This is a genomic window from Chlamydiales bacterium (assembly GCA_031292375.1).
In the GTDB taxonomy this organism is placed as follows: Bacteria; Chlamydiota; Chlamydiia; order Chlamydiales; family VFKH01; genus JARLHF01.
In genome coordinates this window covers 1-12396 of record JARLHF010000061.1, presented here as the reverse complement: position 1 = coordinate 12396, position 12396 = coordinate 1, and the positions used below count along the sequence as shown (strand labels likewise).

Genomic DNA, 12396 nt, shown 5'->3' with positions numbered 1-12396 from the left:
TCTGTTGAAGTTTTGGGCGAAAATGACCTATACTCCGGTCCTTTAAAATAAGGAAAAAATAAAACCGCTTATGTCAAGAGTTCCAAGAAACTATGATGGCTCTAAACCTACTTCTAAGACCATAAAAGAGTTGTTGCCATCTATTTTAGAAAAGCTTGGAACGAGCTTTGGAGATAGAGGAGACATGATCATTACAGCATGGCCTACAATTATTGGAGATAAGCTTTCAGCAATGACAAGAGCCGTTTCTTTTCAAGAAGGCGTATTGCATGTAGTAGTTAAAAATTCTACTTTGTACAGTGTTCTCTCGCAGCATGACAAGCCAAAGTTATTAAAAGCTTTGCGGGATAAATTTCCTAAAACAAACATAAAAAATATATTTTTTCGAATAGGCTAGGTAAACGATGATTAAAGAGTATAATGCAAGTTCGATCACCGTTCTTGAGGGGTTACAGGCAGTTCGAGAGCGCCCTGGTATGTATATTGGGGATACTAATATAAATGGGTTGCATCAACTAGTTTATGAAGTCGTTGACAATTCTATCGACGAAGCACTTGCGGGGCATTGTAGTGAAATTCATGTGGTATTACATAAAGATCATTCTGTGAGCGTTGAAGATAATGGGAGAGGTATTCCTATACAATTACACCCTTCTGAATCGGCTAAAAAGAAAAGGGACGTTTCTGCACTTGAAGTTGTTATGACGGTACTGCACGCAGGTGGAAAATTTGACAAGGAAACGTATAAGGTCTCTGGAGGTCTGCATGGGGTGGGTGTGTCTTGTGTTAATGCACTCTCTTCAAGGTTTGTGGTCCAAGTCTTTAAGGAAGGCTCTATCTATGAAATGGAATTCTCACGTGGTGATGTTGTTAAGCAGCTTTCTGTTGTAGGTGATACCCCTAAAAGGGGAACAAAGGTTACTTTTTGGCCAGACAATACTCTTTTTTCCACTGTTGAATATGATTATGACCTTCTTGCTAAGCGTCTTCGTGAGCTTGCTTTTTTAAATCGTGGTATTTGCATCTATTTTAGAGATGAGCGCGATGCACTCAGAGAAGACGTTGTTTTCTGTTATGAGGGCGGTCTTATCTCATTTGTAAATTATCTTAATGAAAATAAAGGTGCTCTTTTTAAAGATCCCCTTTATTTTAGAGGTGTAAGAGAGGGTGATGATGGCCCTATCGAATTTGAAGTAGCCATGCAATGGAATGATGGTTACAACGAAATGATCTATACTTACGTCAACAATATTTCCACTCGTCATGGAGGATCACACTTAACTGGCTTTTCAACTGCTCTAACACGTGTTTTGAATACTTATATTAAAAGCCATAACTTGCTCAAATCGGATAAAATTTCGATTACGGGCGAAGATATGAGAGAGGGCCTTACAGCTGTTATTTCTGTGAAAGTTGCCAATCCGCAGTTTGAAGGGCAGACAAAACAAAAACTTGGAAATAGCGATGTAGGCTCTATTGCACAGCAAATAGTAGGTGAAGAGCTAATAATTGTTTTGAATGAAAATCCCGTTATTGCAAAGTCTATTTTTGAAAAATCACTTCTTGCAGCGCAGGCAAGAGAAGCTGCAAAAAAGGCTCGTGAGTTAACACTTAGGAAATCGGCTCTAGATAGCGCAAGACTTCCTGGAAAGCTTGTAGACTGCTCAGAAAAGGATCCTTCTCTTTGTGAGATTTATATCGTAGAGGGAGACTCTGCGGGTGGTTCTGCTAAAGGAGGAAGAGATAGACGCTTTCAAGCAATTTTACCCATTCGCGGTAAAATCCTCAACGTAGAAAAGGCTCGTCTAGAAAAAGTACTGCAGAACACAGAGGTAGGTAGCATGATTGCAGCTCTTGGCTGTGGGATTGGCTCTGGTAACTTTGTTCTTGAAAAGCTTCGCTATCACAAAATTATTATCATGACGGATGCGGACGTAGACGGATCTCATATTCGCACCTTACTACTTACATTCTTTTATAGGCATATGCCAGCATTAGTAGAGAATGGTTTTATTTACATTGCTCAGCCTCCTCTTTACAAAGTAACACGCAAGAAGGTTAGTCGCTATATCAATAGCGAAAAAGAGATGGATGGCTATTTATTAGAACTTGGTCTTAGCGATATTCATTTGAAAAGTGATATGATCCTTTTTACAAAAGATGAGCTTAAAGCAATTTTGGAGACTATTTTAGAAGTAGAGAGTTTCATCTTACGTATCGAGAAAAAAGGTGTTCCTTTCCAGGAGTTTCTAGATGCTAAAAATAGTAGTGGTAGGTTACCTCAATTTCAGGTGAATTTACTTCGAGGACCTGTTTTTGCGTACTTTAAAGATGAAGTTACACACTTTGCAAAAGAGAATGAAGAACTTGGAAGAGAAGAGCATGTAAAAACACTTGCTGCTATGCCAGAAGAGGAAGTGACAGAGGCCATGCGCATTTTTACACCTAAGAGTGTAATGTGTGTGGAGCTTTATGAAGAAGATGAATTAGAAGCACTTCATAGCAAACTAAAGGCTCTTGGATTAGATTTTACAAATTACTTTAGAGTAGATGGCAAGACTTTTGATATTGTTGATGACCATGGAACATCTCATATTGTTTATACTCTTAAAGAAATTATCGATTATGTACGCATCAATGGCAGAAAAGGTATTGAGATTCAGCGCTACAAGGGTCTTGGTGAAATGAACGCGGATCAGCTTTGGGAGACTACCATGAATCCTGAAAAACGCACCCTTTTGCGCGTTGCCCTTCCAGATGCTATGGCAGCAGACCACATGTTTACCATGTTAATGGGAGAAGATGTGCCTCCAAGAAGAGCTTTCATCGAGCATTTTGCACTTTCTGTTAAAAACTTAGATATTTGATTGGTTGAGGAGCTTTCCATGTCCTATACAAAAAATGAAACCATTGTTAATCGCAATGTGGAAGATGAAGTCAAAGAGAGCTATCTTCGCTATTCGTTGTCTGTCATCATTTCAAGAGCGCTTCCCGATGTGCGTGATGGTTTAAAGCCCTCTCAGCGCCGTATTTTATACGCGATGCATAACTTGAATTTGACTCCGGGTGCAAAGCATAGAAAATGTGCGAAGATCTGCGGTGACACATCTGGAGACTACCATCCACATGGTGAGGGTGTCATCTATCCAACGCTTGTGCGTATGGCGCAAGAGTGGAGTATGCGCTACAGGTTGGTAGATGGCCAGGGAAACTTTGGTTCCATTGATGGTGACCAAGCAGCTGCAATGCGTTATACAGAAGCAAGGCTTACACATGCATCTATCCAGCTTATGGAAGATTTGGATAAAGATACCGTAGATTTAGTTGCTAACTATGACGAGACAAGGAACGAGCCTGTTGTATTTCCAGCAAAATTTCCAAATCTTTTATGCAATGGAACTTCTGGTATTGCTGTTGGAATGGCAACAAATATCCCCTCGCATAATTTAAAGGAGCTTATTGATGCAACGCTTCTTATATTAGATGACAGAGACGTTTCTATAGAAGAGATCATGAAAGTAATGCCAGGCCCTGACTTTGCAACAGGCGGTGTTATCTGCGGATATCGGGGAATTAAAGAAGCTTACCACACAGGTAGAGGTAAACTTACTGTGAGGGGAGTTCTTCATGTTGAAGAAACAGAGGCAGGAGATAGGCAGCGCATTGTCGTAACAGAGCTTCCCTACGCTGTGAATAAGGCGCGTCTTGTTGAGCGCGTGGCTGATCTTGTAAATAGTAAAGAAATCACAAGCATTTCTGATGTAAGAGATGAATCAGATAAAGATGGTCTGAGAGTGGTTTTTGAGCTGAAACGCAACGAAATTCCAGACGTTACAATCAACCAGCTCTATAAGTTTACAGACCTTCAAGTAACTTTTGGTTGCAACATGCTTGCACTCGATAAGGGTCTTCCTCGTACAATGAACATCAAGCAGATGATTGTGGCTTGGATTGTGCACCGCATTGAAGTAATTAGAAGGCGCACACGCTTTGAGCTCAATAAAGCAGAAGCAAGAGCACATATATTAGAAGGGTTTTTAAGAGCCGTTCAGCACTTAGACTCTATTGTTCATCTTATTCGAGCAAGCGCTAATAAAGACGATGCAAAGCAAGAGCTAATTAAGAGATTTACCTTTTCTGAGCGCCAAGCAAATGCAATTCTTGAATTGCGTCTTTATCAGCTGACAAGTCTTGAGCAAGACAAAATTAACAATGAGTATCAAGATCTTTTACAAAAAATTGCCCATTACAAGGCTGTGCTTGCAAGTGAAGAGCTTGTACGTGGCATCATTAAGGAAGAGCTTCTTGAAATACAAAAGCATCATAAGTCGCAGCGCTTAACGCAAATTATTCCTGCAGAAGGGGAATTCCAAATGGAAGACCTAATCGCAGATGAAACCGTGATGATTACAATTTCTCAGGATGATTATATTAAGAGAATGCCAATAGATACTTTTAAAGAGCAGCGAAGAGGAGGCTCTGGCATCATAGGCTTTGATATCAAACGAGAAGATGATGCGCTCAAGGATCTCTATGTTGCAACAATGCATAATCATCTGTTGATTTTTACGACATTGGGAAGATGTTATTGGATTAAAGTATGGCAGATACCAGAAACTGGTAGACGCTCCAAAGGAAAGCCTATTATTAGCCTTCTTGAGGACATTAAACCAGAAGAGAAGATTGCAAAGATTTTATGCGTCAAAAGCTTCGATGAAGAGGGGTATATTTTGATGGCAACTCGCAGGGGAATTATCAAGAAAACAGAAATATCTGCTTTTAGTAATCCTCGTCGTAAGGGCATCTATGCAATCACCATTGATGAGGGTGATGAAGTCATTGCCGCAAGAATTGCTCACCCAGAAGAGCAGATCATGCTCTTTACTCATGATGGCATGGCTGTACGCTTTGATGAAGAGGAAATTCGCCCTATGGGAAGGACTGCAAGGGGAGTCATTGGTGTTCGTCTCAAGGATGAAAAGGATTATATTGTGGCATGCGAAGTTGTAAAGGGGACTGAATCTATATTGGTTGTTTGTGAAAAAGGCTTTGGAAAGAGATCGTCGGTAGAAGATTTTCGTCATACAAAGAGGGGCGGTGTAGGTGTTCGCTCTATTATCACAAGCGAGCGCAATGGTAAAGTGCTTGGTGCAATTAGTGTAAGCGATGCTGATGGCATTGTGATGATGTCTAAACTGGGTCAGACGATACGCATCAACATGAAGAGCTTGCGTGTTATGGGAAGAAATACACAAGGTGTAAAACTTGCAAATCTTGGTGCAAAAGACATTTTGTTTGCAGTACAAAAAGTAGAAGCCTCTCAAGATGATGACTCTGCAAGTATAGAATTTACAGAGATACCTGAAGTAGAAAACCTTGAAGAGGTTAGTGTAGATATAGAAGAAAACCTTCCTGAAATACCAGAAGAAGATGAAGAATAAAGGAATGTTTATCACCTTTGAGGGGTGTGACGGTGCTGGTAAGTCTTCTATTTTGGAGCGCATCTATAAGCAACTGCAAAAGGAGGGTATTCCTGTTGTAAGGACAAGAGAGCCTGGCGGCTCTTTGCTTGGAGAAAAAATACGCGCTCTTTTGCTCCATAAAAATAAAGATATTGCTATTGGCACGCGCGCGGAATTATTACTCTTCTTAGCTGCAAGAGCTCAACATGTAGAGGAGTTAATCCTTCCAGAACTTGATAAGGGAAAGGTTGTGCTTTGTGATCGCTTTCACGATTCCACAATTGCTTATCAAGCATTTGCAAGAGGAGCTTTGCAAAAAGCAGAAGTGACACAAGAAGTTGTTGAAAATCTCTGCCTTTTTTCTTCGAGTTCCTTGCAGCCAAATTGTACGCTGCTTTTTGATGTCGATCCAAAAGTGGGGCTACAACGCTCTTCCAATGTAGTAAAAAAAGAGGCCTCAAAGGGCATGCTTGATCGCATAGAAGATGAGTCTATGGAATTTCATGTAGCTGTAAGAAACGCTTTTCTTTTGCTTGCTAAGAAGAATCCAGAGCGTATCGTTGTAATTAATGCAGAAGAGAGTTTTCATACGGTTTATAATCATGCACTTGCTGCTGTACAAAGAGTTTTAGCTGTATAACATGGATGCCAAAGAGTATTTACAAAATTTGCTGGAAACTAAAAACTTTTCAAAGACGCTTTTGTTTATTGGAAAAAGTAGTGCTGAAGAATACGCGTTATTCTTTGCTAAAGAGATCCTACAAACAAATAAAATAGCTCACCCTGATCTACATATATATAAGCCAGAGGGAAAGCTTGCTCTTCATTCCATTGCATCTATAAAAAGCTTTCTTGAAGAGGTCTATTTGCCTCCCTATACATCTAAAAACAAAGTTTTTATTTTATACGATGCGGATAGAATGCTTCCTGCAAGTGCAAATGCCCTTTTAAAGACATTAGAAGAACCAGCATTGGATGCAACGATTATTTTAATTAGCTTAGAAGCAAGAGCTTTGTTACCTACAATTGTTTCTCGCTGTCAAATTTTTGATTTTAAAGAGAGGGTAGGTGTTCAAGTTTCTCCATTAAAAGAAAGGGTAGTAGAAATACTTGCAAAAGCAAAAAGACAAGGCTATGTAGAACTTCTTAAGAGCATTAAAGCAATAAGTGATGCACTAGAGCAAAAAAAGAAATTGCTAGAAAAAGAGTATAAAGAAGGGTTGTCTTCATCTAAGTTTTTGAAAGAATTTTCTCTTGTACAGCAAGAAGTATATCAAAAGGAAGTTGAGGGGTATGTGTCTCTTCAAATATCTTTAGAGCAAGAAATGCTTTTAGAAACAGTTCTTGAATGGTACAGAGATCTACATCTATTAAGTACTAAAGCAGATACTAAGTACCTTATCTATCCTAACAAGGAAGTGTTAGAGAGCGTATTAAAAAGCTTGAAATTTCTTCCAGAGCTTGTTTCTATACAAAAAGAGATTGCAAGCGCAAAGCTTGCTCTGGAAAGGTCTTCTTCCTTTCAGCTCGTCTTCGAAAATCTCTTGCTAAAGCTCATCCCAGCTTAAATTTAGGATAGGTTGTAAATTTCTATGCCGATTACTGCAATTCCTAGGATAAATAGAAAGCAGAGTAAAAGCTTATGGAAGCTATGTGCTTTTGTTTGGTTTTGAAGGATATATTTGCTTACCCAGATGAGAGCAACTGGTAGAAGGCCGTTGAGTATAGACTCTCCAATGCCTCCTGCAATGCCAAGTGCTTTTGTGAAAACAGCTGGGTTAAATAGTGTAAAAACGAGTGGAGGTATAAAAGTGATGCAGCAGAGCCAGAATCTGTTGAGGTGAACAGAAATATGCCTGAAGCCATCGGCAAAGAAATCACACATAGAAAGGCTAACACCCAAAAGGGATGTCAGAAGTGCAAGCATGCCAAACCATCTTCCAAAAAGATAGAGAGAAGGGCGATTAGTGGCCTCCTGTAGAGCAGAAATAGTTGTTTGTCCGCTTTTCATAGCATGCGTTAGAGCTTTTGCATCGATAGATCCTATGACGAGGTATTGCCAGACAAGATAGATTAGTAATGCAAGAGTTGTTCCTATGATAAGGGATAGTTGCAGAGACTTTTTATCTCTTCTTAAGTAATCACAAAGTGAGGGTACAACATTGTGATAGCCAAAGGCGCCAAATAAAATGGGCACAGCAAAAAACATCTCTCCAAAGAGGGCTGTATCTAGTAGGCGATCATTGGAGATAGCGTGTGCACCGCTAACAAACATCAATATGTAAGCTGTAAACATAGCAAGACTTAAAACGATATTAATGCGATCAATCCACTTGACACCTGTGTAAACGACAATTGCAATAACGACTGTAAAAAAGATGTAATAAAGGCTTGTGGGGATAGCATGGATATTGAAGTTAGTAAGTAAGCTTTCAATAAGAGGGCTGCCACCTGCGATATAGGCTACAATAAGGCAGTAGTAGAGAAAGACAAACATGATGCCTGCAAATATTTTGCCGGACTTACCAAAATATTTTTCGGTGATACTTAAGATATTAGATCCAGGCTTCATTTTTAGTGTAACTTCTAAGAGAAGTAAGCCAGTTGTAAGCATGAATGCCCATACAAGAATTGTGATGAGTGTTGCTGGTATAAAGCCTGCATTACCTGTAACCATAGGAATTCCAAGCATGCCTGCACCTATGGCAGTTCCAGCAACTAAGAGAGAGCCGCTAACTATTTTTTTATATGGATTAGAGGAAGAGTGAACTTGCATGGATTTTCCAATTATAATTAAAAAAAGTGCTTAATCATACCATTTATAGAAAATTATCCACAAGTTAAATTGCGTGTTAAATTGCGTTTACTTTAATCATATTTCTGCTTTAACATGCCCTACTATTAATTGCTTAAATGGTTTTTATGTCATCTTCTACAACAGTTGTAACAACAACCTCTGTGCCAATGACTTTTTCGCTTTCTCTTGCCGATACAGAAAAAGAATCTCTGAGAGGCATTCTTGAAAGGTATCCAGAGTCAGAGTGGAATGAGCTTTTTTCTGAAGATCTTCGCAGCTGGATTATTGAATCACTTGCGGTAGATTCTGCAGATGACAAAATCTCTGCCATTGCACGTTCGCGCTTAAATTTTTTACTCCATGATATTTTAGTTAACCCCATGGATGGATCACCTCTTATCGAACCTGTGCTGGTTGGAGCACATGTATGGGAGTACTGGGCTTTTGAAGAGTTTAAAAAAGTTTTTAATGAAGATCCTCTTGAAGGGGGGCCATGGCAGGAAGCATTGCCTCATCTGTTTGCACAAGAGATCCTCAAGTGGACTTTGCCTATTCTCTCTAAATTACAGACTTCCTCTGCGTTAAGTAAAAAAACAACAACTCAGTCACAACTTAATCATGCAAATATGGAAGCATTAACTGCATGTCCGGACTTAAAAGCAATGATGTGTTCAGGCTTTATTGAGAGAGCTCGTCTTCATGAGGGTCAGCGTGTTCTTAACATACAAAGTCGCAAAAAGGATGAGCTTTTGACAAGAAGCCAAAAGGAGCATGATGATGAAGTACAAGAGCTTGAAGAAGTGCTTTTAGGCCTTGAAGAGAGTCTTAAAGAAGAGCTGCAAAAAATTAGAGAAGACAATGCAAAAAAAGAGGCTGAGCATACAGCTAAACTTGATGAAATGCAACAATCTAGTCAGCAAAATCTTTTAGCGCTGCAAGAAGAGAGACAAAAAGATATAGCACTGCAAGAAGAGCTTCGCAAAAAAGATAAGAAGATAGGTGATGCGCATCTTGCAGAAGCTGAGCGTATTGGAAAAGAGCGCATAAAAGAATTTCAAGCAACTCTTAGAGCTAAGCAAATAGAGCAAAATCAGTTGCAACAAAATATTATTACAACGAATAACACAATTATCACGGTTACAGAATCCCATGCAGCCAACAATTTAATTCTAGAGAGGCGCGCTGCCAGCGCAGATCAGCAGCATGCAACTCTTGATCGCGATTTTACAGAATTACATAAAAAACATTTACAAGAGGAGAGAAAGGTGCGTACTTTGGAAGCAAGTAATGCGTCTCTTACTTCAGAAGTAGAAGCACTTCGAGTCTCTGTTAACCTACTTGTATCTAAATAAGGTATCTATGACAACACCAATAAGTACACCTCCTATTACTCCTCGTGAACAAGAGAAAAGTGCACTCTTACCTGCAATGCAAGAAAATAGTGTTATTTTAGTTGCGTTGCAATTATTTCGCTCACAAAGAGAGTCGCTGGCAGATACCGTTCAAAAATTACAAAAGACTGCAGAAAAATTAATGAGTGCTCGAGAAGAGAAAGTTGCAAGCTTAAAAGAATGTGGAAAGAGGCTTGACGTACGAGCAGGTGCTTTAGAAAAAGAGTTTGATGCATATGAATCTATTAGCAAAATTGGACATGATCGGTTGATGCAAGAAGTTGCTATTTGCCGCAAAGAAGCAAGAGAATTCAATGATTATCTAGACCAAGAATTAGCACCTGATTTGGATTGTGAGCAGAATAGGATAAATGCTATACTCAAAAAAATTGAAACAGATATTAATTGTGCTGAACGTTTTGAGCGTAGTGCTTGTACAGAATTGAAGGCAAGGTCCCTTATAAGAGCTGCTTTGGATCCTCTCCATGAGAAAATTGCAGTTCTTGGAAAAGAGCAAGTTTCGATAAATACCGTAGTACATGGAGCTATAGAAGAAGTGGCAAAAGCTTATGCGAAGGCAACAAAGGCTCTTGCTGCTGCCTTGGAAGCTAAATCTTTAGTTCTTGGAGGTAATGAAGGAAGCTCTCGTGCAAGAGCTTCTATAGAGGATGCGCAAGCAGAAGCTCAAGATGCACAAAAAGCATTAGCGAGCTTGAAAGCCGAAATGAATGCTTCAACGCAAAGAATGGAACGTGAAATAGGCTTTATTCGTTAGATAAAGGATATATACACAAACCAATTCTTGAACTTGTTTGTGTATATTTATGACATCAGTGCAAAGGCTTGTTTTAGAGGATCTCTTAAACTTTAAGCTACGTATAACCGCTTTAAAATATATGAATTCATACTTAAACCTTCTTGTGCGGCCTGAGCTGCAATTTTTATATATAATTCAGGGGGCATTCTTAAATTAAACTTTCCAGAATGTGCTTTTTCTGGTTCTTTGCCTCTCTTTTTACACCAATCGAGGTAATCGTTAATTGAATCTTCAAAAGAATGTTCAATTTCTTCTACAGTAGTGCCTTGAAAAGTGATTACAGCCCTGAGACCAACTACTTCTCCATGAAAAATACGCGCTTCATCGTCATAGACGACATATCCTGTATATCCTTTATGCTTTAACATGGCTTTACTCCTGTATTTTCCAAGAATCTTCGTACAGATACGACAGCTCCTTTGTCTGTTTCTTTATGAGGATGCGGTCTGTGAAATACGGCTTCTTCATTATTTAATAATATTCGCACTCTTGAGCCACGTCCTTCTTCAATTTCAGCTCCAAGAGTAACAAATAGAGCTTCTATGTCTTTCCATTTGATACTAGACTGGATCGGCACGGCAAATATGGATTCGAGTGTGCGTTCATGTTTTTTATTCATAGCCTAATGATGCCAAAATATGGGGTCAAAGTCAACTATATTTTTGCTGCTGCATCTTGTTTGTGTATACTTTAATCGCATTTTTACTTTATTATGCTGCATTGTTAATAACTCATGTTACGCAAGAGCCTATTTTAAAGTTTTTGCGTAACATGAGTTAATTACTTAAAGGGTTTTTATGTCATCAGTTGATGTAGTGAGTTATTCTCCTCGTTTGAATTTAGAAGAGAAGCCTCTTGAGACAGGATTTGTTTCAGAGGCTGAAGCAAGTAAGACAGATTCTGTCGTAGCAGAGACGGCTTTACGTGTGCTGAGTACGCAGATAAGCGCCGTTGCAATTTCTGTCCAAGCACTTCAAGCTTTTATCGGAAAAGCTGAAGATAGTGATACAGAGCATATTTTAGAATGGCAAGAAGCCTATAGCGACCTTAAGAGGCGCTATTCAATTCTTGAAAGCAAGCATGAAGAATTTAAAGCAGTAGCACGTGCTAGAGAAATAGCGTTGTCGCAGGAGCTTGAGCATTGTAAGGAAGATCTTGTTCATATAAGGTCACATGTAGACACTCGCTTAGTGCCTTATATAAATCAGTTGCGTGCTAGAACAGATGATGAAATTGCTACGGTGCAATCTTCTGCTAAGAGAGCTTATGACAGATGGCTTAAAACTCCTACAGAAAAAAAATTAAAAGAGATGATAGAGGAGTCTGTAGCTCAATTTGAGGCATCAATCAATGCCCTTAAAGAACAGCAAAGCACGATGGCTGCATTGGCAGATAGGGCTACAAAACAGGCAGAGGTTTCTCAAGAAAAATCAGAAAAAGCGTATAGTTCTAGCATAGTAGCAAAATCATTGGCGCGTGCAGGAAAAGAAGAAGAAGAACGCTTGAAAGCTTCTGTAGAAGAGACAAGGAAGCAAGCAATAGCTGCAAACCAAGCAGTAGCAGCTGCAAATGCCGCTGCAAGGGCAAATGCAGAAAAGATGCAACTTGAAATAACAGCGGCACAGAACGTCGCTAGGGTTAACGCGACTCTTGCAGCCATGTGGAGGTGAGTGCTTTGCAAAGGCTTGTTCTAGAGAGTCTCTTATCTTGAACTTGTTTGTGTATAAATAATAACAGGATGGACAGGATCAGCCAAAATGGCTGGCAGGGTAGCTTTTGGCTAAAAGACAGCAATTAGGAGCGGGATGTTTTACGAAAGAAAATAGGAAATTATAAGAAAATTCTTCTCATAGAAATGACATGTTAACGTAAAATGCAAAAAATTATTATGTATATTTTGTGATAGCGTTTTCAACGAGTACGTTACAT

At 39.3% G+C, this 12396-nt stretch carries 11 protein-coding genes; 8 read left to right on the top strand and 3 right to left on the bottom strand.

The features are described from left to right. The first annotated feature begins 70 nt into the window (after positions 1-70). From P4L16_07615 to P4L16_07595, 5 genes are read left to right on the top strand one after another with little or no spacing between them, the layout of a single operon-like run. Positions 71-397 (top strand): DUF721 domain-containing protein, encoded by a 327-nt coding sequence (locus P4L16_07615; GenBank protein ID MDR3624988.1) that lies wholly within the window; start codon positions 71-73, stop codon positions 395-397. Between the two features lie 7 nt (positions 398-404). Continuing rightward, complete coding sequence (gene gyrB, locus P4L16_07610; protein MDR3624987.1) at positions 405-2867, top strand: DNA topoisomerase (ATP-hydrolyzing) subunit B; 2463 nt, start codon at positions 405-407, stop codon at positions 2865-2867. An 18-nt stretch (positions 2868-2885) separates the two neighbouring features. Then, on the top strand, positions 2886-5441 hold the full coding sequence (gyrA, locus tag P4L16_07605) for a DNA topoisomerase (ATP-hydrolyzing) subunit A (GenBank protein MDR3624986.1): 2556 nt from the start codon (positions 2886-2888) through the stop codon (positions 5439-5441). Further along, positions 5431-6102: a dTMP kinase gene (gene tmk / locus P4L16_07600; protein MDR3624985.1), complete on the top strand. Its 672-nt coding sequence runs from the start codon at positions 5431-5433 to the stop codon at positions 6100-6102. The genes gyrA and tmk overlap by 11 nt, the downstream gene beginning before the upstream one ends. A gap of 1 nt (position 6103) precedes the next feature. Next, the gene (locus tag P4L16_07595) at positions 6104-7030 is read left to right on the top strand and encodes a hypothetical protein (GenBank protein ID MDR3624984.1); all 927 of its coding nucleotides are present in this window, start codon (positions 6104-6106) and stop codon (positions 7028-7030) included. 2 nt (positions 7031-7032) lie between these two features. On the opposite strand, the gene P4L16_07590 is transcribed toward P4L16_07595, so the two are convergent. Further along, positions 7033-8238, bottom strand: a complete 1206-nt coding sequence (locus P4L16_07590; protein ID MDR3624983.1) for an aromatic amino acid transport family protein — start codon at positions 8236-8238, stop codon at positions 7033-7035. 146 nt (positions 8239-8384) lie between these two features. On the opposite strand from P4L16_07590, the gene P4L16_07585 reads away from it, so the two are divergent. Next, on the top strand, positions 8385-9611 hold the full coding sequence (locus P4L16_07585; protein MDR3624982.1) for a hypothetical protein: 1227 nt from the start codon (positions 8385-8387) through the stop codon (positions 9609-9611). Between the two features lie 7 nt (positions 9612-9618). Next, positions 9619-10425: a hypothetical protein gene (locus P4L16_07580; GenBank protein MDR3624981.1), complete on the top strand. Its 807-nt coding sequence runs from the start codon at positions 9619-9621 to the stop codon at positions 10423-10425. Positions 10426-10517: 92 nt separating this feature from the next. On the opposite strand, the gene P4L16_07575 is transcribed toward P4L16_07580, so the two are convergent. Next, on the bottom strand, positions 10518-10835 hold the full coding sequence (locus tag P4L16_07575; protein ID MDR3624980.1) for a type II toxin-antitoxin system HicB family antitoxin: 318 nt from the start codon (positions 10833-10835) through the stop codon (positions 10518-10520). Further along, positions 10829-11086 (bottom strand): type II toxin-antitoxin system HicA family toxin, encoded by a 258-nt coding sequence (locus P4L16_07570; protein MDR3624979.1) that lies wholly within the window; start codon positions 11084-11086, stop codon positions 10829-10831. Before P4L16_07570 ends, P4L16_07575 begins: the two co-directional genes overlap by 7 nt. A 178-nt stretch (positions 11087-11264) precedes the next feature. Between P4L16_07570 and P4L16_07565 the strand changes: the two genes are divergently transcribed. Next, complete coding sequence (locus P4L16_07565; protein MDR3624978.1) at positions 11265-12137, top strand: hypothetical protein; 873 nt, start codon at positions 11265-11267, stop codon at positions 12135-12137. The last annotated feature ends 259 nt before the right edge of the window (positions 12138-12396 follow it).

Bases quoted from the DNA above. Each gene is read 5' to 3' on its own strand.
- P4L16_07615 (MDR3624988.1), top strand. From the start codon at position 71: ATGTCAAGAGTTCCAAGAAACTATGATGGCTCTAAACCTACTTCTAAG.
- gyrB (MDR3624987.1), top strand. From the start codon at position 405: ATGATTAAAGAGTATAATGCAAGTTCGATCACCGTTCTTGAGGGGTTA.
- gyrA (MDR3624986.1), top strand. From the start codon at position 2,886: ATGTCCTATACAAAAAATGAAACCATTGTTAATCGCAATGTGGAAGAT.
- tmk (MDR3624985.1), top strand. From the start codon at position 5,431: ATGAAGAATAAAGGAATGTTTATCACCTTTGAGGGGTGTGACGGTGCT.
- P4L16_07595 (MDR3624984.1), top strand. From the start codon at position 6,104: ATGGATGCCAAAGAGTATTTACAAAATTTGCTGGAAACTAAAAACTTT.
- P4L16_07590 (MDR3624983.1), bottom strand. From the start codon at position 8,238: ATGCAAGTTCACTCTTCCTCTAATCCATATAAAAAAATAGTTAGCGGC.
- P4L16_07585 (MDR3624982.1), top strand. From the start codon at position 8,385: ATGTCATCTTCTACAACAGTTGTAACAACAACCTCTGTGCCAATGACT.
- P4L16_07580 (MDR3624981.1), top strand. From the start codon at position 9,619: ATGACAACACCAATAAGTACACCTCCTATTACTCCTCGTGAACAAGAG.
- P4L16_07575 (MDR3624980.1), bottom strand. From the start codon at position 10,835: ATGTTAAAGCATAAAGGATATACAGGATATGTCGTCTATGACGATGAA.
- P4L16_07570 (MDR3624979.1), bottom strand. From the start codon at position 11,086: ATGAATAAAAAACATGAACGCACACTCGAATCCATATTTGCCGTGCCG.
- P4L16_07565 (MDR3624978.1), top strand. From the start codon at position 11,265: ATGTCATCAGTTGATGTAGTGAGTTATTCTCCTCGTTTGAATTTAGAA.